This window comes from Cupriavidus sp. 05N38, from assembly GCF_056397345.1.
In genome coordinates, this window is record NZ_JBFTNF010000013.1 from 26046 (window position 1) to 47539 (window position 21494).

The 21494-nt window shown below is 67.4% G+C and carries 19 protein-coding genes; 4 read left to right on the forward strand and 15 right to left on the reverse strand.

Annotated elements, in window-relative coordinates; genetic code table 11:
* Positions 1–184: 184 nt before the first annotated feature.
* The 3 genes from AC1DK4_RS12540 to AC1DK4_RS12550 all read right to left on the reverse strand — a co-directional run bounded on the left by AC1DK4_RS12540 (position 185) and on the right by AC1DK4_RS12550 (position 2112).
* Positions 185–1342, reverse strand: a complete 1158-nt coding sequence (locus AC1DK4_RS12540) for an acyl-CoA dehydrogenase family protein (protein ID WP_477131559.1) — start codon at positions 1340–1342, stop codon at positions 185–187.
* Positions 1343–1437: 95 nt separating this feature from the next.
* On the reverse strand, positions 1438–1569 hold the full coding sequence (locus AC1DK4_RS12545; RefSeq protein ID WP_477131560.1) for a hypothetical protein: 132 nt from the start codon (positions 1567–1569) through the stop codon (positions 1438–1440).
* A 222-nt stretch (positions 1570–1791) separates the two neighbouring features.
* Complete coding sequence (locus AC1DK4_RS12550; protein WP_441617265.1) at positions 1792–2112, reverse strand: H-NS histone family protein; 321 nt, start codon at positions 2110–2112, stop codon at positions 1792–1794.
* 197 nt (positions 2113–2309) lie between these two features.
* Here AC1DK4_RS12550 and AC1DK4_RS12555 point away from each other — a divergent pair, with 197 nt between their 5' ends.
* From AC1DK4_RS12555 to AC1DK4_RS12570, 4 genes are all read left to right on the forward strand, one after another.
* Positions 2310–2702 (forward strand): hypothetical protein, encoded by a 393-nt coding sequence (locus AC1DK4_RS12555; RefSeq protein WP_441650094.1) that lies wholly within the window; start codon positions 2310–2312, stop codon positions 2700–2702.
* Positions 2703–2983: 281 nt separating this feature from the next.
* A complete protein-coding gene (locus AC1DK4_RS12560) occupies positions 2984–4525 on the forward strand; it encodes a phospholipase D family protein (RefSeq protein ID WP_477131571.1) in 1542 nt (513 codons plus the stop codon).
* 121 nt (positions 4526–4646) lie between these two features.
* A complete protein-coding gene (locus tag AC1DK4_RS12565) occupies positions 4647–5609 on the forward strand; it encodes a LysR family transcriptional regulator (RefSeq protein WP_441650093.1) in 963 nt (320 codons plus the stop codon).
* Between the two features lie 123 nt (positions 5610–5732).
* A complete protein-coding gene (locus tag AC1DK4_RS12570; RefSeq protein ID WP_441617259.1) occupies positions 5733–6206 on the forward strand; it encodes an aminoacyl-tRNA deacylase in 474 nt (157 codons plus the stop codon).
* Between the two features lie 72 nt (positions 6207–6278).
* Here AC1DK4_RS12570 and AC1DK4_RS12575 read toward each other — a convergent pair whose 3' ends face one another.
* The 12 genes from AC1DK4_RS12575 to AC1DK4_RS12630 form a co-directional block, all read right to left on the reverse strand.
* Positions 6279–7277: a Bug family tripartite tricarboxylate transporter substrate binding protein gene (locus tag AC1DK4_RS12575; RefSeq protein WP_477115657.1), complete on the reverse strand. Its 999-nt coding sequence runs from the start codon at positions 7275–7277 to the stop codon at positions 6279–6281.
* Between the two features lie 488 nt (positions 7278–7765).
* Positions 7766–8695 (reverse strand): DMT family transporter, encoded by a 930-nt coding sequence (locus AC1DK4_RS12580; protein ID WP_441650091.1) that lies wholly within the window; start codon positions 8693–8695, stop codon positions 7766–7768.
* Positions 8692–9936: a Zn-dependent hydrolase gene (locus tag AC1DK4_RS12585; RefSeq protein WP_441650090.1), complete on the reverse strand. Its 1245-nt coding sequence runs from the start codon at positions 9934–9936 to the stop codon at positions 8692–8694. The genes AC1DK4_RS12580 and AC1DK4_RS12585 overlap by 4 nt, the downstream gene beginning before the upstream one ends.
* Before the next feature lie 22 nt (positions 9937–9958).
* Positions 9959–11032 carry a histone deacetylase family protein gene (locus AC1DK4_RS12590; protein WP_441650089.1) on the reverse strand — a complete coding sequence of 358 codons (1074 nt, stop codon included), beginning with the start codon at positions 11030–11032 and terminating at the stop codon, positions 9959–9961.
* A gap of 108 nt (positions 11033–11140) precedes the next feature.
* Positions 11141–12871, reverse strand: a complete 1731-nt coding sequence (locus tag AC1DK4_RS12595; RefSeq protein ID WP_441650088.1) for a thiamine pyrophosphate-binding protein — start codon at positions 12869–12871, stop codon at positions 11141–11143.
* Complete coding sequence (locus AC1DK4_RS12600) at positions 12868–13155, reverse strand: cupin domain-containing protein (protein ID WP_441617248.1); 288 nt, start codon at positions 13153–13155, stop codon at positions 12868–12870. Before AC1DK4_RS12600 ends, AC1DK4_RS12595 begins: the two co-directional genes overlap by 4 nt.
* A gap of 43 nt (positions 13156–13198) precedes the next feature.
* Positions 13199–14665, reverse strand: a complete 1467-nt coding sequence (locus tag AC1DK4_RS12605; protein WP_441650087.1) for an NAD-dependent succinate-semialdehyde dehydrogenase — start codon at positions 14663–14665, stop codon at positions 13199–13201.
* A gap of 47 nt (positions 14666–14712) precedes the next feature.
* On the reverse strand, positions 14713–15975 hold the full coding sequence (locus AC1DK4_RS12610) for a 4-aminobutyrate--2-oxoglutarate transaminase (protein ID WP_441617244.1): 1263 nt from the start codon (positions 15973–15975) through the stop codon (positions 14713–14715).
* Positions 15976–16028: 53 nt separating this feature from the next.
* A complete protein-coding gene (locus AC1DK4_RS12615; protein ID WP_477131561.1) occupies positions 16029–17693 on the reverse strand; it encodes an ABC transporter ATP-binding protein in 1665 nt (554 codons plus the stop codon).
* Positions 17694–17701: 8 nt separating this feature from the next.
* Positions 17702–18541 carry an ABC transporter permease gene (locus AC1DK4_RS12620; protein ID WP_441650085.1) on the reverse strand — a complete coding sequence of 280 codons (840 nt, stop codon included), beginning with the start codon at positions 18539–18541 and terminating at the stop codon, positions 17702–17704.
* Positions 18538–19542, reverse strand: a complete 1005-nt coding sequence (locus tag AC1DK4_RS12625; RefSeq protein WP_441617238.1) for an ABC transporter permease — start codon at positions 19540–19542, stop codon at positions 18538–18540. Before AC1DK4_RS12625 ends, AC1DK4_RS12620 begins: the two co-directional genes overlap by 4 nt.
* A gap of 142 nt (positions 19543–19684) precedes the next feature.
* Complete coding sequence (locus AC1DK4_RS12630; RefSeq protein WP_441650084.1) at positions 19685–21301, reverse strand: ABC transporter substrate-binding protein; 1617 nt, start codon at positions 21299–21301, stop codon at positions 19685–19687.
* Positions 21302–21494 lie beyond the last annotated feature (193 nt).

Below are 21494 nucleotides of genomic sequence, written 5' to 3' on the forward strand. Positions count from 1 at the left end.
GTCTCCGTTGAAGCGACGGGGCGGTGCGCGCCCGCGGGCCGTGAAGCAGGCCATGAAGCAGGCCGCGGATGCAAGCCGTGGATGCAAGCCGTGGATGCGAGCGGTGGATGCGAACCGGCGGCGCAGGCCGCCGCGCGCGCGGCGGGACGGACGTGGTGCCCGCCCCCGCCTGCGCGCGGCGCGATCAGTCGCGCAGGAGCTGCTTGGCGATGATCAGTTGCTGGATCTGCGTGGTGCCTTCGTACAGGCGCAGCAGGCGCACGTCGCGGTAGAAACGCTCGGCCTTGTACTCGGCGATATAGCCGGCGCCGCCGTGGATCTGCACGGCGCGGTCGGCCACGCGGCCCACCATCTCGGTACAGAACATCTTGGTGCAGGAGGCCAGCATGCTGACTTCCGGATCGCTCTTGCCGGGCGTCTTGGCGTCATAGCGCGCAGCGCAGTCGCGCACCATCGACAGGCCCGCGTACAGCTCGGCCTGGCTGTCGGCCAGCATGGCCTGGATCAGCTGGAAATCGCCGATCGGCTGGCCGAACTGCTTGCGCTCCTTGGCATAGGCCACGGCGTCCGTGATCAGGCGGTGCGCCATGCCGCAGGCCAGCGCCGAGAGATGCAGGCGGCCGCGGTCAAGCACCTTCATGGCAGTCTTGAAGCCCACGCCCGGCACGCCGCCGATGATGTTGGCCGCCGGCACGCGCACGTTCTCCAGCACCACGTCGCAGGTCTTGGTGCCGCGCTGGCCCATCTTCTTGTCCGGCTTGCCCAGCGAGATGCCCGGGGTATCGGCCGGCACGACGAACGACGAGATGCCCGAGGCGCCGGCACCGCCGGTGCGGGCCATCAGCGTGAAGGCGCCCGCGCGCGGCGCGTTGGTGATGAAGCGCTTGGTGCCGTTGATGRCGTAGTGGTCGCCGTCGAGCTCGGCCCGGGTCTGCAGCGAAGCCGCGTCGGAACCGGCATTCGGCTCGGTCAGCGCGAACGAGATGATCAGCTCGCCGCTGGCGATCTTGGGCAGGTAGGCCTGCTTCTGCTCCTCGGTGCCATCCATCAGGATGCCCTGCGAGCCGATGCCCACATTGGTGCCGAACACCGAGCGGAAGGCGAAGGCGGTGTGGCCGAGGTCGTAGACCACATCGCATTCCTGCGACATCGAAAGGCCGATGCCGCCGTAGTTCTCGGGGATGGAGATCCCGAACAGGCCCATCTCCTTCATGTCGGCGACGATCTCGGCCGGTACGTCGTCAATTTCCTCGAGCGTGTCTTCGGCCGGCTTCAGGCGTTCGTCGATAAAACGCTGCACCGACGCGCGCAGCAGCGAAAAGGATTCTGCATCCAGGCTCATGGGAAATCTCCGGTCAAGGCAAACAACGATGTGGCCATCATGGTACGCCGTCACCTGGCTTTGACAATCCCCCATGTCTTGAACAGAATGGATAGTTATTTTTTACAATCAGAAAAATGTGATTGCKGCATTTCTTTTGGCAAGCGGAAAACAGCAGCCTGGTGCGCCGTCTCCACCGCGATGCAGTCATGCATGCCGGCGGTGGTGGTGATGCCAGCCTTGTTCATGCAAGTCGCGTACTGCTTCGACAACAGCTTCTCGTGCGCATGAGCGCCAGCGGGACGCAGCCAGCAGCGACGATGCGCGGACGGCTTTTTCATGGAAACAGGGGGGGAAGCCCGAACAAGGGCGGGACAGGCAACGTCAGGCACGCCGATCGCGGCGCGCGGAGCGCCGCAACCGGGTTGATGGCAGGAAAACCGGGCGGCACCCAGGCGCCGCCGCGTCAATCAGGCTTCCGCGATCAGGAAGCGCGTGCGGTTCTTGCCCAGCCATGCCGGAGCGCGGCCACGGCCGGTCCAGGTGGCCCCGGTCTTGGGGTCGCGGTACTTCGGGGGCAGCGCGCTCTTGGGCTTGGCGGCCTTGCCATTGGCGCCGGCTGCCGGACGGCCGCGGCGGCGCTTGGGAGCGATATCGTCGAGCGTCAGTTCATATTCCGACATGAGACCCTGGATCTGGGCAATGACGCCGGACACTTCACTGGCGCGCATCTCCGTCAGTTTTGCCTCGAGCGCTTCCTTCTCCGCGATCAGCTGCTTGTACGTCGCCATTTTGATTCTCCTGGGTCAGGGTTAATTGAATGATAGGGAAAATTTGCTGCCACAGCCTACCACGTTTGATTAATAAAGAAATAGCAACGTAAGAACTTGATACAACCGTCCGAATTTCGCTGCCATTTGGGGCATGCCCCGCGGCCGTGCCGATTGGGCGGAATGGTCCGATTGCCGTGATTGGCAACGGCCAATGCGTGTCCCTGAAGATTCCGGATTCACGTATTAGCGCCACGGATATTGCGGTTTCCTATCCCCGCTTTGACCGCCGCCATGCTGGTGTATTCAAGCAACCCGCGGCGGCAAGAAAGGGGTTTGAAAGCCGAAAGCAGGGCCAATGGGCCCGCAATTGCCGCCGGCAGGCCGCTACCGGCCATCGCCTCGCCACCATGGATTGGATCAAATCCCGGCCATCGGACAGTTCCTGGACAATGCGCGAAGCGGCATGGAAATTGGCGAAGACCTTCAAAGCCGATGCTAAGCAATATCCACTTTCGCGCCGCATGCGTATCGCACCGGGCGGATGGCCGGTGCCCCCGATGCGGAAGTTTTTTTGCAAGGAAAGGCCCCGGCATGCCCACGGCACTTGAATCGCAATGCATTGCCTGCTTTGATTCAAACGCGCGCCAGCGCGGCATTGCCAATTGGTGCCCGCCCGGTCGTACGCTGGCCGGCCTCGTTCTTTGCCTGCCGCATCAAACCGGTGGTAACGTGCAATTCGCGCGTCCATTGGGAACCGGGCCACTTCAATTCGGGGGAATACGAGATGCCGCTTGCGCTGCGAGATAAACCCCATTCACACGTGAGCGGTGCCGTGGATCCCGTCGAAGCGCTCCGGTGCCGCCCCGGCTGGCTCGGCACGCGCGTCGGCATGGCGATGATGCTGGCGCTGTTGACAGCCTGCGCCAGCCTGCCGCAGCCGCCCGGCGGCACGCCCTCGCATGCGCTGACCGATACGGCCAGCACGAGGCTCGGCCAGGCGCTGGCGCCGGGGCAGGCGCAACACCCCGGCGAATCGGTGTTCTATCCCTTGTCATCCGGCCCCGACGCGCTGGTGGCGCGGCTCGCGCTGGCGCGCGGCGCCGAGCGCAGCCTGGACCTGCAGTACTACATCTTCGACGCCGACCTCACCGGCAAGACCCTGCTCGGCGCCGTGGTGGCGGCGGCCGACCGCGGGGTGCGCGTGCGGCTGCTGCTCGACGACCTTCACCTGTCGGGGCAGGACCGTGCGCTGGCGGCCATCGACGCGCATCCCAATATCGAGGTACGGCTGTTCAACCCGTTTGCGAATCGCGGCGCGCGCTGGCTCGATTTCGCCACGAGCTTCCGGCGCCTGGACCGGCGCATGCACAATAAATCGATGACCGCCGACAATCAGCTCGCGGTGGTGGGCGGACGCAATATCGGCGACCCGTACTTCTCCGCCGACGCCGCCAGCGACTTCACGGATTTCGACGTGCTGGCCGGCGGCCCCGTGGTGCAACAGGTGTCCGCCGTCTTCGACGACTACTGGAACGGCGCCGCGAGCTATCCGGCGGCAGCGCTGCTGCCCGCGCCGGACGACGCGCAGGCCGAAGTGGAGGCCTTGCGCAAATACCTGGACCGCGAGGCGGAGCAGGCCAGGGGAGGCGAGTATGCGCAGGAACTCTTCACCTCCGGCATCGTGCGCGCCCTCGAAGCCGGCAAGCTGCCCGCCTACTGGGGACGTGGCACGGTGATCGCCGACCAGGCCGTCAAGGTCACGCTACCGCCCGAGGACGACTCCACCCACGCCATCCCGAAGCTGGCGCGGCTGCTGGGAAGCGCGCAACAGGAGCTATCCCTGGTCTCGCCCTACTTCGTGCCCGACCGCAAATCCGTCGAGTGGCTTGCCGCCCYGGCGCAGCGCGGCGTGCATGTGCGCATCCTCACCAATTCCTACGCCGCCACCGATGTCAGCGCGGTGCATGCCGGCTATGCGCCCACGCGCCAGGCACTGCTCGAAGCCGGCGTCGAGCTGTATGAACTCAAGCCGTCGGCCTACGCGGAGATGGCCCGCACCGGCCACCGCAGCCTGATCAGCAAGAGCCGGGCGAGCCTGCACGCCAAGAGCTATATGGTGGACCGCCACCTGCTGTTCGTCGGCTCGCTCAACCTGGACCCCCGCTCGGCACGGCTGAACACCGAGATGGGCGTGGTGCTCGACAGCGCCGCGCTGTGCGCCACGCTCAGCACGGGACTGGACGACAAGCTGCTCGACGTCGCCTACAAGGTCATGCTGGAGGCAGATCCCGCCAGCGGGCAGCAGCAGATGGTCTGGGTCACGCGCGAGGACGGCCTGCTTCGGACCTATCGCAGCGAGCCGGACATGGGCTTCTTCCAGCATCTCGGGCAGGGGCTGTTGCGCCTGCTGCCGCTGCAGGAGGAACTATAGGCAGGCRGCGCGTGCGCGCCAGGCGCGCGGGCGATCAACGCTAAACTCCCTGCCGTGCCGACGCCCGCTGCCCGCTGCCCGCTGCACGCTGCACGCTTTCATAAAGGATTTCAAGCGCCACATGGATCTCAATGCCCTTCGCCTGTTCGTGGACATCGTCGACGCCGGCAACCTGTCGGCCGCCGCGCGCAAGCTCAAGATGACGCGCGCCAACGTGAGCTACCACCTCAAGGCGCTGGAGGAGGCGCTCGGCGTGCAGCTGCTGCGCCGGACCACGCGCCATGTGGAACCCACGCCGGTGGGCGCCGGCCTGTACGAGCACGGCCGCAATATCCTGGGCGAGGTGGCAGCGGCCAACGCGTTGATCAACAGCATGGGCAAGAGCCTGCAAGGCCATGTGCGCCTGTCGGTGCCGACCGGGCTGGGCCACGCGATGCTGTCGCCGCTGCTCGTGAAGTTCAAGCACCGCTACCCCGACATCACGCTCGACGTGGTGTTCGACAACCGCATCCACAACCTGGTCTCCGAGGATGTGGAAGTGGCCTTGCGCATCATCTCGACACCCCCCGATTCGGTGGTGGCCACCGAGATCGGCGTGGTCGAATGGATAGTGTGCGGCTCGCCGGGCTACCTGGCCACGCAGCCCGCCCCGCGCGAGCTGGCCGATCTCAAGGACCATGCGATCGTGTGTGCCTCGCCCATCGGCCAGAAGCTCAAGGCGTTCGGCTCGCGCGGCCAGGGCGCCGATTCCGTGCGCGAGCAGGTGGCGCTGGAGCCCACGCTCAGCTCGGAGAACTTCGCCTTCCTCAAGGACGGCGTGCTGGGCGATCTCGGCCTCGGCATCTTCCCCCTCTACGCCATTGGCGCCGAGCTCGAGGCGGGCACGCTGGTAGCGCTGCTGCCGGACTACCACATCAGTGTGTTCGGCAGCCGCCTCTACATGCTGACCATGCCCAACCGCTACCAGACCATGGCCACGCGCTACCTGCTGAACTTTCTCAAGACCGAGTTGCAGGCCCTGTGGCCCGCACCCCGGCAGACGCCACCCGCCGGCGAGCCCGACGAAGCACCCGACGAGCCGTGACCCCCGCATGACGCCGGCGTCACCGGTGCGCACAGCGGCTTGGCAGCCCGGCAACGCCGTCTATAGTAGGAAACGCAGGGGTCAACCGGCCCGGACTGCAACGTACAGCGAAGGAGACGCATCATGGCCTTGGCTACCACCCTGGCAAATTGCCTGAACAGCAGGAACAGCCGTTTCGATACCATCCGCCATCCCTACACCCTCAGCAGCATGGCCACTGCCGAGGCAGCACACGTTCCCGGAGACCGCCTGGCCAAGACCCTGTTGCTGGAGGACGAAATCGGCTACGTGGCCGTGGTCATCCCGTCCAGCCATCACCTGAACCTGGCGGCGCTGTGCGCGCAGACAGGCCGCACGCTGATCCTCGCGCAGGAAGACGAGATCCGCGAAGTCTTCAAGGACTGCGACTTCGGCGCCATTCCTCCCGTGGCCATGGCGTATGGCATGCACACCTATCTCGACGAGAGCCTGCTGGCGCAGCCGGAAGTGTTCTTCGAGGCAGGCGATCACCAACAGCTGGTCCACATGACCTGCGAGCAGTTCACCGACCTGATGGCCGGTGCCGAGCAAGGACATTTCTCCCACCACATGATGTAGTCCCCGAGGGGCGCTTGCTGCCTTGCGCGTGGCGCGCCCCCGTCCTTTCCCGCAGCCCGGGCGCCACCATCACTATTGCAGGCTGATGCCCGACTGCTTCACCAGCTTCTCCGTGCGCGGGATTTCCGCGCCGACCATTGCGCCGAAATCCGCGACCGAGCCGCCACGCGGCTCTGCCCCGGTGGCCGCCAGCTTCTCGCGGAAGCCCGGATCCTTGAGCAGCTTGTTGATCGATGCATTGAGCTTGCCGACCACCTCGGGCGGCGTGCCCTTGGGGGCGACGATGCCGTACCAGGGCGCGATATCGAAGCCCGGGTAGCCCTGCTCCGCGATGGTGGGGATATCCGGCGCAATCGCCGAGCGCCTGGCGTTGGACATGCCCAGCGCACGCAGCTTGCCGGCCTTCACATAGGGCAGCCCGGTCATGATGGTGTCGAAGTACATCGACACCTGGCCCGACAGCAGCGCCGGGATCGCCTCGCCCGCCCCCTTGTACGGCACGTGCACGATATCGATGCCGGCCAGCGCCTTGAGCATTTCTCCGGCCATGTGCGAGGTGGTGCCGGCACCGAACGACGCATAGGTCAGCTTGCCCGGATTGGCCTTGGCGTAAGCGATCATCTCGGGCAAGGTCTTGAACGGCAGGTCCGGGCTGGACAGCAGGATGTTGGGCGTGAACGCCACCACCGCGACCTTCTCGAAGGCGTCGGGATCGTAGCTGAGTTTCTTGTAGAGGAAGCGGTTGGTCACCAGCGAAGCCGGGCCGGACATCAGCAAGGTGTAGCCGTCGCCGGGCGCGCGCGCGGCGGCCTCGCTGCCGATCATCGCCGCCGCGCCCGGGCGGTTCTCCACCACGAAGGTCTGCCCGTACTCCTTGCCCAGCCCGATGCCGAGCTGGCGCGTGATGAGGTCGGTGGCGGAGCCGGCCTGGAACGGCACCACGATACGCACGGGCTGCGTGGGCCAGTCGCGCGCTGTCTGGGCAAACAGCGAGGGTGCGGCGGCGAGGCCGGCGCCCAGCAGGATGGCGAGCGTGGCTGCGCGTCGTTTCTTGAACGGATGATTGTGCATGGTGTGGCTTGCCTCTAGGAGATGGGATCGTCCCGGCTGGGGTTAAGGATCAATGAAGCAATTGCCATGCCACTTGGAAACGGATTTCCCCGGAACCGGCATACCGTTTTCAGCGAAATCTGCACCTGATTGGATGCGCAATCAAGAATCATGCACTCCGATGGAATTTTCGATATGAATTCCATCATGAAGACACGGTATCCTCCTGCCCGCTCCAACGGCATCGATACGACAAAAAGCATGGCTATCCCGCATGAAAGGCGACATTGTCATCCCGTCATGCGATCAGTCAACGTCCTTCACATGAAAATAAAGCGATACCTCCTTTCCAATTTATTTAAATAGATTCACTCAACCAAATTTAATCCAGGCCGTCTTTATGTCAGTGCATTTATCGAACGCATGCAATGACTTGTCGTGGCCGTTGCCTGATTGCCCGACCCCGCCGAACGGCATCCGGTGGGCGAGGTCGTGCGATCCACTCACGATCATTCCGCGCTTGAGGTGGAACGAAAGCGCCCACGCCCGTGGGCCGTGGCGCGCGTTGGCAAGGTCAGGGACAGGCCGGCTGCGATGATCAGCGCGATGCCCGCCATGGCGGGCCCGTCAGGCCAGCGGCCGAACCACAGCGCGCTGTACACCAGCGCCAGCAGCAGGTGGCAATAGTTGAGCGGCGCCAGGGTGGAGGCCGGCGCGCGCTGCAGCGCCAGGATCAGCAGCACCTGCGCGCCGGCGCTCATGAAACCCATGGCGAGGATGGCCAGCCAGTCCGCCGCGCCGGGCCACACGGCCGGCAGGAAGAACGGCGCCGGCAGGCCGGTGGCGATCATGCAGATCACCGCGGCGAAGCCGTACTGCACGCCGGCATCGGCCTTGCCGGCCAGGCGCCGCGTGAGCAGTTGCAGCAGTGCATACGCGAAGGCTGCCGCCACCATCAGCAAGGTGCCCAGCGGCGACAACTGCGAGCCTGGCCGCACGATCAGCAGCATGCCGGCAAAGCCCGCACCCACCGCCAGCCACTTGCGCGAGCCCACATGCTCGCCCAGCAGCCACGGCGACAGCGCGACGATCACCAGCGGCGACATGAAGTAGATCGCGGTGGCCTCGGCCAGCGGCATCCACAGCAGCGCGGTCATGAAGCAGGTGCCGACCAGCGCCAGCATCACGCCGCGCAGCGCCAGCAGGCCGCGGTGCGGCGTGCGCCAGAAGCGCAGGCGTCCCGAGCGCGCCAGCATCAGCACCGCCACCGTGGCGGTGGCGGCGTAGCGCACCGCGTTCAGGAAGGGCGCCGGGTAGCGCCCCACCAGGTGCTTGGCGGTGGCGTCCACGGTGGCGAACAAGGCCACCGCGCACAGGAAGATCAGGCCGCCGCGCCACCAGCCCGCCGCGCTGCCGCCCGCCGGCGCGGCGGCCCTCATGCGCCGGCCTGCGCCACCATCGCGCCCAGCAGCACGTTGGCGCCGGCTTCCAGGTGCTCGGGCTTGGCATCTTCCACCTCGTTGTGGCTGATGCCGTCCTTGCACGGTACGAAGATCATCGCGGTGGGCGCCACCGTGGCGATGTACACCGCGTCGTGACCCGCGCCGGTGACGATGTCCTGGTGCGCATGACCCAGCGCCGCGGCCTGACTGCGCACATGGCCCACCAGCTCCGGCGCGAATGGCGTGGGCGGGAAATACTGCACGTCCTCGATCTTCACGCCGAGCGGCGCGCCGGTGGTCTCGCCGCGCGCCAGCGCCGCGCAGGCCGCGCGCAGGCGCGCGTCCATCTCCGCCAGGCGATCCGCATCCTGGTGGCGCAGGTCCACGGTGAACTTCACTTCGCCCGGGATCACGTTGCGCGAGGCGGGATGCACGTCGAGCACGCCCACCGTGCCGCGCCCGTGCGGCGCGAAATCATGGGCGATGCGCACCACCTCCTGCAGGATGAAGGACGCGCCGTACAGCGCGTCGCGCCGCAGCGGCATCGGCGTGGGGCCGGCATGCGCTTCCATGCCGGTCACGGTCAGGTCGTACCAGCGCAGGCCCAGCGACCCCGTCACCACGCCGATCACGTTGCCGGCGTCTTCCAGTACCGGACCCTGCTCGATATGCGCCTCGAAATACGCGCCCACCTGCCGCCCGCCCACTTCGGCGTCGCCGGCGTAGCCGATGGCGCGCAGTTCGTCGGCCACGCGCTTGCCTTCGTTGTCGGTGGCGTCCAGCGCGGTCTGCAGCGGGAAGATGCCGGCGAACACGCCCGAGCCCATCATCACCGGCACGAAGCGCGTGCCTTCCTCGTTGGTCCAGATCGCCAGCTCGAGCGGCGCCTCGGTCTGCACCCCGTGGTCGTCGAGGGTGCGCATCACTTCCAGCCCGGCCAGCACGCCAAAGCAGCCGTCGAACTTGCCGCCGGTGGGCTGGGTGTCGATATGGCTGCCGGTCATCACCGGCGGCAGGCTGTCGTTGCGCCCGGCGCGGCGGCCGAAGATATTGCCCACGCGGTCCACGGTCACGCTCAGGCCGGCATCGCGCATCCAGCCCGTCACCAGGTCGCGGCCCTGCCCGTCCAGCGCGGTCAGCGCCAGGCGCGCATTGCCGCCGCGCGGCGTGGCGCCGACGCGGGCCAGGTCCATCAGCGATTGCCACAGGCGCTCGCCGTTGATCTTCAGTGCGGTCATCTCGGGTCTCCTTGTTCTTGTCTCAGGCCATCGCGGGGACGAGGCCGCACAGAAACGCATCCAGCGCCGGGCCGATCGCTTCCACCTCGTAGCCGCCTTCCTGCACCACCACGGTGGGCACGCCCAGCGCGTTGATGCGCTCGCCGATGCCGCGGTAGGCGTCCAAGCCCACGCGCAGCACGCTGATGGGGTCGTGAATATAGGTATCGAAGCCCAGCGCCAGCACCAGCGCCTGCGGGCGGTAGTCGCGCAGTGCGTCGAGCGCATTGTCCAGCGCGGCCAGGAAGCCGTCGTCCTCGGTGCCGTGCGCCAGCGGGAAGTTCAGGTTGTAGCCATAGCCGGCGCCGTAGCCGCGCTCGTTGGCGTAGCCGGTATAGAAGGGGTAGTAGCCGCTCGGATCGGCGTGCAGCGAGATCGTCATCACGTCGGAGCGCTGGTAGAAGATCTGCTGGGTGCCGTCACCGTGGTGGGCGTCCACGTCCAGCACCGCCACCTTGCCGAAGCGCTTGAGCAACGTCTGCGCCGCGATGGCCGAGTTGTTGACGTAGCAGAAGCCCGCCGCGCGGTCGCTGTGCGCGTGGTGGCCGGACGGGCGCGACAGCGAATAGGCGATGCCCTGGCGGTCCTGCTGCTCGCACACATACTGCGCGGCGGCCACCGCGCTGTGCGCCGAGCGCAGGATGGCGCGCCAGCTCTGTGGCCCGAGCGGCGCGCTCAGGTCACCGAGGTAGTAACCGGCCTGCGCGATGATGGAATCGGTCGGGCAAGGCACGCGGCGCGGCTGCTCGACGCGGCCGTTGTAGTAGGGCGAGAGATTCGGCAGCACCTCGATGCCGGGCTCGAAGCCGGGCCGCGCCAGCGCCATCCAGCGCTCGTGGGCGTAGCCGAGGAAATCGAGATAAGCCGGGCTGTGCACAGCCTCGAGCGGCGCGCGGCCGAAGTCGGCCGGCTCGGCCAGTTCGATGCCGCGCCCGGCCAGCGCGCGTTGCAGCGCATGCGCCCGCGCAGGCACGTCGGTCGGCTCGCACAGGCGGCCCGCGCGCATGAACTGGCGGGGCTGGTGCAGCAGTTGGTCATCCGAGAAGAAGGCGCGCATGATTGTTTTGTGGTGAGACTTGTTGGTCTTCGTCAGGGTGGTGGTCGACCGAAGGTTTTCTCCCCTCGCCCACGCCAGCGAGAGAGGGGCAAAGCAATGGCAATGCGCCTATGCCTGCGCCCGCTGCAGGGCGAACGCCGCTTCGCGGATCTCCGTCAGCGTCACGCCGGGCGCAATGCCATCGGCGTCATAGCGCAGCTCGAGCAGTGCCGGCAGCCGCTCCTTGTCGGCGAAGGCCCGCGCACGCGCGAACGCCGGGCCGAAGGCCTCGTCGCTGTCCACCACCTCGCCATAGCCGCGGTAAGCGCGGATCAGCTCGGTGAACTCGGGGTTGTCGAAGCCGAGCGCAATCGTGCGGCCCGGGAATTCGCGCTCCTGATGGGCGCGGATGGTGCCCCAGATGCCGTTGTTGAACACCAGGATCACGATGCCGAGCCGGTACTGCATGGCCACGCCGAGTTCCTGCAGGTTCATCTGGAAGCAGCCGTCGCCGGCATAGCAGACCACGGTGCGTTCCGGGTTCTCCAGCTTGGCCGAAATCGCGGCCGGCAGGCCGTAGCCCATCGAGCCCACCGTGGGCGCCAGGCTGGTGCCCACGCCCTTGAAGCGGTAGTAGGTATGCGGGAACACGGCGTAGTTGCCGGCGCCCACGGTGATGCAGGCGTCCTGCGGCAGCACGTCGCGCACATGGCACGCGGCACGGTTCAGGTTGAGGCTGCCCGGCGCCTGCCTGGGCTCCTGCGCGGCCAGGTATTCGTGGCGCGCCGTGCGCGTGCGCGCGGCCCAGGCCGGCGCGCGCGCGGGCGACAAGCCATCGAGCGCCGCCGCGAAGGCATTGACGTCCGACACGACCGGCAGCGCCGGGTGGAACACGCGGCCCAGCTCGCCGGCATCCGGGTACACATGCACCAGCCGCTGGCGCGGCAGCGGGCTTTCCACCAGCGTGTAACCCTCCGTGGTGGCCTCGCCCATGCGGGTGCCCACCGCGATCAGCAGGTCGGCCTCGCGGATGCGCTGCTGCAGCGCCGCGCCCATGCCCCAGCCCACATGGCCGGCGTAGTTCGGATGATGGTTGTCGAAGCACTCCAGCCGGCGCCACGCCACGCCCACCGGCAACGCGAAGCGCTCGGCGAATGCCTCGAGCCGGCGCTGCGCCTGCGCGCTCCAGCCCGAGCCGCCCACCAGCATGAACGGGCGCTCGGCGCGCGCCAGCAGGCCGGACAATTCGGCCAGCGCCTGCGGCGTGGGCGCGCCGTGCGCGCGCTGGTAGCGCGGCATGTCGGCCACCGCGGCCTTGCCCCACAGCGTATCTTCGGGCAGCGCCAGCACCACCGGGCCGGGCCGGCCGCTGGTGGCCACGGCGAAGGCGCGCGCGATGAACTCGGGGATGCGCTCGGTGCGGTCGATCTGCGCCACCCACTTGGCCATCTGGCCGAACATGCGGCGGTAATCGATCTCCTGGAAGGCCTCGCGCTCGCTGAAATCGTTGCCGACCTGCCCGACGAACAGGATCATCGGCGTCGAGTCCTGGAACGCCGTATGCACGGCAATGCTGGCATTGGTGGCGCCGGGCCCGCGCGTGACGAAGCACACGCCGGGCTCGCCGGTGAGCTTGCCGTAGGCCTCCGCCATGTAGCCCGCGCCGCTTTCCTGCCGGCACACGATGGGCTGGATCGCGTCCTGGTGGTCGTACAGCGCATCGATGCAAGGCAGATAGCTTTCGCCCGGCACCAGGAACACGCGCCTGACGCCCTGGAGGCGCAGTTGCTCGATCAGGATCTGGCCGCCGTTGCGCTCGCGCGGCGCGGCGGACGATGCCTGGGACAGGGGTGCATTCATCGCTTGATCTCGATTTCCACGAACACGCATTCGCCGTCGTGCGCGTTGATGACGTTGTGCTCCACACCCGCCGCGCGGTAGTAGGCCCGGCCCGCCACCAGCTGGCTGACCACCTCGCCGGCCGGCGTTTCCAGCCGCAGCGCGCCGGTGGTCATCGGCACCACCACGTAGTCATGGCCATGGCGGTGATGCCCGGTCTCGGCGCCCGGCGCGAAGCGCCACTCGGTGACGGCCACGCGGTCGTTGTCGACCTGCACGGTGGGTACGGCTTGGGGTCTGCTCATGGCGGCCTCGGCTCAAAGGGGTGTGCGGGTGCGGTGCCCGGGCTCAGCGGTCCACGCCGCCCATGCACAGGTACTTGGTTTCCAGGTATTCCTCGATGCCGTAGCTGGAGCCCTCGCGGCCCAGGCCGGACTGCTTGACGCCGCCGAACGGTGCCACCTCGTTGGAGATCAGCCCGGTATTGATGCCCACCATGCCGTACTCCAGCGCCTCGGCCACGCGCCACACGCGGCCGATATCGCGGCTGAAGAAGTACGAGGCCAGGCCGAACTCGGTGTCGTTGGCCATGTCGATCACTTCCTGGTCGCTGGAGAAGCGGAACAGCGGCGCGAGCGGACCGAAGGTTTCTTCCTTCGCCACCAGCATGTCCGGCGTCACGCCGGCCAGCACCGTGGGTTCGAAGAAGGTGCCGCCCAGGCCGTGGCGCTTGCCGCCGGCGAGCACCCGCGCGCCCTTGCCCACGGCATCGGCGATGTGCTGCTCCACCTTGGCCACCGCGTCCTCATTGATCAGCGGGCCCTGCAGCACGCCGGGCTCGAGGCCGTGGCCTACCTTGAGCTTTGCCACCGCGGCCACCAGCTTCTGTGCGAAGGCGTCATACACCTTGTCGTGCACGTAGAGGCGGTTGGCGCAGACGCAGGTCTGGCCGGCATTGCGGTACTTGGAAGCCATGGCGCCTTCCACGGCGGCATCGAGATCCGCATCGTCAAAGACGATGAACGGCGCATTGCCGCCCAGCTCCAGCGAGAGCTTCTTGATGGTGGGCGCGGACTGGCGCATCAGGATGCGGCCCACTTCGGTGGAGCCGGTGAAGCTGAGCTTGCGCACCACGGCGCTGCCGGTCAGCTCGCCGCCGATCTCGATCGAGCTGGCGGCGTCGCCGGTCACCACGCTCAGCAGGCCGGCAGGCAGGCCGGCGCGCTCCGCCAGCAGCGCAAGCGCCAGCGCGGACAGCGGCGTATCCTCGGCGGGCTTGAGCACCATGGCGCAGCCGGCGGCCAGCGCCGGGCCGGCCTTGCGCGTGATCATGGCGAGCGGGAAATTCCACGGCGTGATGGCCGCGCACACGCCCACCGGCTCCTTGACCACCAGCAGGCGCTTGTCGGCCGCGGGCGTAGCCAGCACGTCGCCATTCACGCGCTTGGCTTCCTCGGCGAACCATTCCAGGAAGGACGCGGCATAGACCGCCTCGCCGCGCGCCTCGGCCAGCGGCTTGCCCTGCTCGCTGGTCATCAGCACGGCGAGGTCGTCGGCGTTGGCCAGCATCAGGTCGTACCAGGCGCGCAGCACCTGGGCGCGCTCGCGTGCGGTCTTGCGGCGCCACGCGCCCTGCGCCACGCGCGCGGCCTCGATGGCGCGGCGCGTCTCCGCCGCGCCCATCAGCGGCACGGTAGCGATCAGCGAGCCGTCGGCGGGATTGGTGACGGCGAAGGTGGCGCCGTTGTCGGCGTCCTGCCACTGTCCGCCGATGAAGGCCTGCGAGCGCAGCAGGCTGGAGTCCTTGAGTTGCATGATGTCTTGTCTCTCTGTCTTGGTTGGTGTTGGCCCGCGTGCGATGCTCAGCGCGTGAGCACGTCGGCCAGGATGTCCAGCCCTTCGTCCATCACCGCGTCCTGGATCGTGAGCGGGAACAGGAAGCGGATCACGTTGCCGTACACGCCGCACGACAGCAGCAGCAGGCCCTGCTCCAGCGCGCGGTTCTGCACTTCGCGCGTGAACTCGGCGTCGGGGCTGCCGTCGGCCTTGCGGAATTCCACGGCCACCATCGCGCCCAGGCCGCGCACTTCCGCGATCTGCGGCACGCGCGGCTTCAGGCCTTCCAGCCGCTCGACCAGGCGCTGGCCGAGCGCGGCGCCGCGCGGGATCAGTTGCTCGCCTTCGAGCACGTCCAGCACGGCCAGCGCGGAGGCCACCGCCAGCGGGTTGCCGGCATAGGTGCCGCCCAGCCCGCCGGGCGCGGGCGCGTCCATCACCTCGGCGCGGCCGCACACGGCCGACAGCGGCATGCCGCCGGCCAGGCTCTTGGCCATGGTGGTGAGGTCCGGCGCCGCCTCATAGTGCTCCATGGCGAACAGGCGGCCGGTGCGGCCGAAGCCGGTCTGCACCTCGTCGGCGACCAGCAGGATGCCGTGCTCGTCGCAGACCGCGCGCAGCGCCTTGACGAAGGCCGGCGGCGCCACGTTGAAACCACCCTCGCCCTGCACCGGCTCGAAGATGATGGCGGCCACGCGCTTGGGATCGACGTCGGCCTTGAACAGGTGCTGCAGCGCCTTGAGCGAATCTTCCACCGACACGCCATGCAGGGCGCATGGATACGGCGCGTGGAAAACCTCGCCCGGGAACGGGCCGAATCCCACCTTGTACGGCACCACCTTGCCGGTCAGCGCCATGCCCATCATGGTGCGGCCGTGGAAGCCGCCCGAGAAGGCGATCACGCCGGGCCGGCCGGTGGCGGCGCGGGCGATCTTGATGGCGTTCTCCACGGCTTCCGCGCCGGTGGTGAAGAAAGCGGTCTTCTTGGCCGAGCGGCCGGGCGCGCGCGCGTTGATCTTCTCGGCCAGCTCGATGTAGCTGGCATACGGCACGATCTGGTAGGCCGTGTGCGTAAAGCGATCGAGCTGGCGCCGCACGGCATCGACCAGGCGCGGATGGCGGTGGCCCGTGTTGAGCACGGCGATGCCGGCGGCGAAGTCGATATAGCGCTTGCCCTCCACATCCCAGATCTCCGAGTTCTCGGCGCGCTCGGCGTAGAAATTGCACATCACGCCCACGCCACGCGGGGTGGCGGCGTCCTTGCGGCGGACCAGTTCGGCGTTCTTCATCTGTTGTTGCTCCATCTTGGTATGGGTTGTGCTGCTGTCTGGATGGCGCGCGCTCAGGCGGCGGCGCGGATCAGGGTCGGGTCCCATTCCTTGCCGGGGACCGCGGCAATCAGGCGCTGCGTGTATTCGTGGCGCGGCGCGTCGAAAATCTGGTCGGGCGGGCCGGACTCCACCACCCGCCCCTTGTGCATCACCATCACGTGGTGGCAGATCTGCGCGGCCACGCGCAGGTCGTGGGTGATGAAGATCAGCCCGATGTTCAGCCGCTTCTGCAGGTCGGCCAGCAATTGCAGCACCTGCGCCTGCACCGAGACGTCGAGCGCGGAGACCGATTCGTCGGCCACCAGCAGCTTGGGCTCCAGCGCGAGCGCGCGCGCGATGCCGATGCGCTGGCGCTGCCCGCCGGAGAACTGGTTGGGGTAGCGGTCGAACGCGGACGGCTCCAGCCCCACCAGCTGCAGCAGTTCGCGCGCGCGCGCCTGTGCCTTTGCCAGCGGCACGCCGTTGGCGACCGGGCCGTCGGTGATGATGCGGCCCACCGTGTGGCGCGGGTTGAGCGAGGCGAAGGGGTCCTGGAAGATCATCTGCACGTCGCTGCGCAGCGGGCGGAACTGCCGCTCCGACAGTCGCGCGATGTCCTGCCCGTCGAACAGCAGCTCGCCCCCGTCGATGCCGGTCAGCTTGAGCAGGCATTTGCCGATGGTGGACTTGCCCGAGCCGGACTCGCCGACGATCCCGAGCGTCTGCCCGCGGCGCACGCTGAAGCTCACACCGTCCACGGCGTTGACCACGCGCTTCTTGCTGAATAGCCCGCCGCCGGAGACATAGGTCTTGCGCAGGTCGCGCACTTCCAGCACGGTCTCGGCCGCGTCCGCCCGACGCTCCTTGGCGCGCCCGTGCGGCACCGCGCTGATCAGGCGGCGCGTGTAAGGATGCTGCGGGTGGTTGAGCACCTGCTGCGCCGGGCCCATCTCCACCAGCACGCCTTTTTCCATCACCGCCACGCGGTCGGCGATCTCCGCCACCACGCCGAAGTCGTGCGTGACGAACATCACGCCCATGCCCTTCTCGGCCTGGATGCGCTTGATCAGCGCCAGGATCTGCGCCTGCGTGGTGACGTCCAGCGCGGTGGTCGGCTCGTCGGCGATCAGCAGCGCGGGTTCGAGCGCGAGCGCCATGGCGATCACCACGCGCTGGCGCTGCCCGCCCGACAGGCGGAAGGGATAGCTGTGCGTCAGCGTGGCGGGGTCGGGCAGGCCGAYGAACTCCAGCAGTTCCAGCACGCGGCGGTTGCGCGCCTCGCCGGGATAGGCGCCGTGCACGCGCATCACCTCGGCGATCTGCTCGCCCACCGTCATCACAGGGTTGAGCGCCGACAGCGGCTCCTGGAACACCATGGCCATGTCCTTGCCGCGCATCGACAGCAGGGTGTCTTCATCCAGCGCCAGCAGGTCGCGGCCCCGGAACAGGATCTGCCCGCCCTGCGGCTTCAGGTAGGGCGGCAGCAGGCCCATGATGGCGTTGGCGCTCATCGACTTGCCCGAACCGGACTCGCCGACGATGCACAGGATCTCGCCGGCGTGCAGGTCGTAGCTCACGTCCTTGACCGCGTGCGCGCGGTCGCCGCCGGCGGGCAGCGCGATGGTGAGGTCGCGCACGGACAGCAGCGGCGCGGTGTTCTGCGGGGATTTCTGGTCTGGTGCTTGCATGAACGGCATCCTTTGACTTACTCGCCGCGGCGGCGGAGTTGGGGATTCATGGCGTCGTTCAGCCCTTCGCCAATCAGGTTGATGGACAGCACCGTGAGCAGGATCGCCACGCCCGGCCACACGCTCATCCACCAGGCTTCGCGGATCATGGTGCGGGCCGCGCCGATCATGAAGCCCCAGCTCATCATGTTGCGGTCGCCCAGGCCCAGGAAGGACAGCGCCGACTCGGTCAGGATCGCCGTGGCCACCATGAAAGAGGCGGACACGATGATGGGCGACATGGCGTTGGGCAGGATCTGGGTGACGATGATGCGCAGCGGCTTCTGCCCGATCACCACCGCCGCCTGCACGAACTCGCGCTGCTTCAGCGTGAGGAACTCGCCGCGCACCAGGCGCGCCACCGGCGGCCACGACACCACCGAGATGGCCGCCACGATGGAGTAGATGGTGGGATTGAAGATCGCCACGATCACCACCGCCATGGCCAGTTGCGGGATGGTCTGGAAGAACTCGGTGAAACGCATCAGCGCGTCGTCGATGCGGCCGCCGCAATAGCCGGCCACCGAGCCGATCAGGATGCCGAACCCCAGCGCCACGCCGGTGGAGATCACGCCCACCAGCAGCGACACGCGCGCGCCGTACAGCATGCCGGCGGTGATGTCGCGGCCGAGCATGTCGGTGCCGAAGGGATAGGCCGCGTCAGCGAACGGGCGCACCAGCGGCTCGCCCACCATCAGCCAGGGCGATTCCTCGTACAGCACCGGCGCCAGCAGCGCCACCGCCACCACGGCCAGCAGCACCAGCAGGCCGATCACCGCGCCGTAGTTGCGCGCATAACGTCGTGCGAAGGCTTTCATGCCGTGGCTCCCTTGCCGCCCACCGCGATGCGGGGGTCGATGAAGCGGTAGACGATGTCCGTCACCAGGTTGAAGAACACCACCAGCGCCGAGGTGACGAAGAAAATGCCCAGCAGCAACTGGTAGTCCCGCTGCAGCAGCGCGTCGAACATCAGGCGGCCGATGCCGGGCCACGAGAACACGGTCTCGGTCAGCACCGCGCCGCCGGCCATCTGGCCAAGCTGGATGCCGGCGAAGGTGATCACCGGCAGCAGCGCGTTGCGCAGCACGTGCACGCGGATCACGCGCCCGGCCGGCACGCCCTTGGCGCGCGCGGTCTTGACGAAGTCCATGCCCATCACTTCCAGCATCGAAGCACGCGTGAGGCGCACATACACCGCCATGAAGAAGCAGCCCAGCGAGATGGTGGGCAGGATCATGTGCAGCGCCACGTCCTGCACGCGCGCCAGGCCCGTGTAGCCCGCGCCGATGGTTTCCATGCCGAAGGCGGGCAGCCACCCCAGCACCACCGAGAACAGGATGATTGCCATCAGCGACAGCCAGAACAGCGGCGTGGCGTACAGGAGCAGCGCACCGGACATCACCGCGCTGTCGATCCAGCGGCGCTTGTTCTCGTAGCGCGTGCGCGCCGAGATCACGCCCAGCAGCACGCCAAGCACGAGCGAGAACAGGAACGCGCCGCTCATCAGCACGAAGGTAGCGGGCAGGCGGTCCAGGATCAGGTCCAGCACCGGCAGGTGGTTGCGGTAGGAGTAGCCCAGGTCGAGCCTGGCCACGCCCTTGAGATAGATGCCGAGCTGGGTCAGCACCGGCTGGTCCAGCCCGAACTGCTCGCGCAGCTGGTTGACGAAGGCGGCGTCGCCGGCCCCGGCCTCGCCCGCCATGACGGTGGCCGGGTCGCCGGGCGCCATGCGGATCAGGAAGAAGTTGATGATGACCACGCCAAGGACGACCACCAGGGCCTTCCACAGGCGGGACAACAGGAAAGAGAGAAAATTCACGGCATGCTCCACGCGGGCAAGGACTGGGCCCGGGCGCCATCGCGCCCACATTGCGGCGTCACCCCGCCAGCGCGGGCATGACCGGGGGGCGAGCCCGGATTCGCGCAGAACCCGGGACCGCCCCGCCATACGACTCGACGACTCAGTTCTTCTCGATGGAAACGTTGTCGAACGACTCGTTCAGCCCGATCGCGGTGGTCACGAGGTTCCTGACGTTCTTGCGGTACAGCGTGGGGAACTCCAGCTCGAACAGGTTGCCGGCGGCCACCTCGGTCACCAGGATCTTCTGCACTTCGCTGTACAGCTTCTGGCGCTCGCCCGCGTCCAGCGCCACGCCGGCCTGGGCCCACAGCGTGTCGGCCTGCGCGTTGCTATAGCCCTGCACGTTGGCGAACGGCGTGCCCTTGACGATGTTCCTGGTCACGTAGAGCCGTTCCACGCCCAGCGCCGGATCGCCGTACTGGTAGGTGTAGGTGGCGGTCAGGTCGAAGTCCCAGTTGCTGACGCGCGCAGACCACGTGCCGGCATCGGCCGACTCGATGCTGACCTTGAAGCCGAGCTGCTCGAGCATCTGCTTCATGTACTCGTCGAGGCGGTCCCAGTTGGCGCCGTAGGAGGTCGACAGGATCTTGACCGGGTACTGGCCGACGTTGACGCCCGACTCCTTGATGAGGTCGCGCGCCTTCTTCAGGTTGAAGTCGTAGGCGGGCATGTTCTTGTCGAAGAACAGCGTGGCCGAGGCGAACGGGCTCACCGCCGGCTTGCCCATGCCGAAGAAGATGTTGTCCACGATCATCTTGCGGTTGAGCGCGTGCATCACCGCCTGGCGCACCTTGACGTTGTTGAACGGCGGCTTGCGCTCGTTCATCAGCAGGCTCGACATCGGCGAGAACATCTCCCAGCCCTTGGTGGTGTATTCCACGTTGGGCAGCGCGCGCAGGCGCTTGACGTCCACGTTGTCGACGTCGCCGCCACGCAGCACCTGCACGTCGCCCTTCTCGAAGGCCACCGCGCGCGAAGCCGAATCGGGGATCACGTAGAACACCAGCTCGTCCAGGTAGGGCTTGCCTTTCTTCCAGTAGTTCGGGTTCTTGGCCAGCTTGATGTAGGCGCCCTTCTTCCATTCCTTGAACATGAAGGGGCCGGTGCCCACCGGCTTCTGGTTGGCCGGGTTGCTGCGGTAGTCAGTGCCGTCGTAGATGTGCTTGGGCATCATCGGCATGGTGCCGGTCTCGAACATGGAGATGAACGGCGGGAACGGTTCCTTGAGCTTGATCTCCACGGTGCTGTCGTTCACCGCGCGGATCGAGTCCACGTACTTGTTGAGCACCGCGCGCGTGCGCACATGCACCTCGCGCAGCATCTTGTCGATCGAGAACACCACGTCGGCCGAGCCGAAGGGCTTGCCGTCATGCCACTTCACGCCCTGCTGCAGCTCGAAGGTGTAGGTCAGGCCGTCCGCCGAGATCTTCCACGACTTGGCCAGCTCGGCGCGCGGCTTGAGGTCCGGGCCATAGGTCAGCAGGCCCTGGTAGATCTTGCCGGCGATGTACTGGGTGGGTGCCTGCGAGTTCAGCGCGCTCACCAGGATCGGCGGCTCGGGCTGGACGATGCCGGACAAGGTGCCGCCCGCGGTCTGCGCGACGGCGTTGCCCGCCGGCAGCAGGACCGGCGCCAGCGCCAGGCCGGCGCTGGCCAGCGCCATCGACACCAGGCTTTTGCCAAAGCTCTTTTTCAGGTGTTGGGTGAAGGATTTCATCGGTCAGTTTCCTGTGGTAGTGATCGTGCTCTGCGGATACGGAAGGTACGAAGGACGCGTTGCTGCGACTGCCGTGACTACGACTTTCATTGGCTACTTATCTTTGCCCGACGGTGCAGGGCGGTGGCTTCAAAGCGAAGCGAAGGGGCGCGGCCGCAGGCAGTACAAGCAGAACAAGCGGTACCTGCCGTGC

What these genes read in the sequence shown, in the direction of transcription:
- AC1DK4_RS12565 (WP_441650093.1), top strand. Translation starts at nt 4,647, where the DNA reads ATGGATCTCAATGCCCTTCGCCTGTTCGTGGACATCGTCGACGCCGGC.
- AC1DK4_RS12605 (WP_441650087.1), bottom strand. Translation starts at nt 14,665, where the DNA reads ATGCAACTCAAGGACTCCAGCCTGCTGCGCTCGCAGGCCTTCATCGGC.
- AC1DK4_RS12610 (WP_441617244.1), bottom strand. Translation starts at nt 15,975, where the DNA reads ATGAAGAACGCCGAACTGGTCCGCCGCAAGGACGCCGCCACCCCGCGT.
- AC1DK4_RS12580 (WP_441650091.1), bottom strand. Translation starts at nt 8,695, where the DNA reads ATGAGGGCCGCCGCGCCGGCGGGCGGCAGCGCGGCGGGCTGGTGGCGC.
- AC1DK4_RS12585 (WP_441650090.1), bottom strand. Translation starts at nt 9,936, where the DNA reads ATGACCGCACTGAAGATCAACGGCGAGCGCCTGTGGCAATCGCTGATG.
- AC1DK4_RS12620 (WP_441650085.1), bottom strand. Translation starts at nt 18,541, where the DNA reads ATGAAAGCCTTCGCACGACGTTATGCGCGCAACTACGGCGCGGTGATC.
- AC1DK4_RS12595 (WP_441650088.1), bottom strand. Translation starts at nt 12,871, where the DNA reads ATGAATGCACCCCTGTCCCAGGCATCGTCCGCCGCGCCGCGCGAGCGC.
- AC1DK4_RS12630 (WP_441650084.1), bottom strand. Translation starts at nt 21,301, where the DNA reads ATGAAATCCTTCACCCAACACCTGAAAAAGAGCTTTGGCAAAAGCCTG.
- AC1DK4_RS12570 (WP_441617259.1), top strand. Translation starts at nt 5,733, where the DNA reads ATGGCCTTGGCTACCACCCTGGCAAATTGCCTGAACAGCAGGAACAGC.
- AC1DK4_RS12590 (WP_441650089.1), bottom strand. Translation starts at nt 11,032, where the DNA reads ATGCGCGCCTTCTTCTCGGATGACCAACTGCTGCACCAGCCCCGCCAG.
- AC1DK4_RS12550 (WP_441617265.1), bottom strand. Translation starts at nt 2,112, where the DNA reads ATGGCGACGTACAAGCAGCTGATCGCGGAGAAGGAAGCGCTCGAGGCA.
- AC1DK4_RS12600 (WP_441617248.1), bottom strand. Translation starts at nt 13,155, where the DNA reads ATGAGCAGACCCCAAGCCGTACCCACCGTGCAGGTCGACAACGACCGC.
- AC1DK4_RS12575 (WP_477115657.1), bottom strand. Translation starts at nt 7,277, where the DNA reads ATGCACAATCATCCGTTCAAGAAACGACGCGCAGCCACGCTCGCCATC.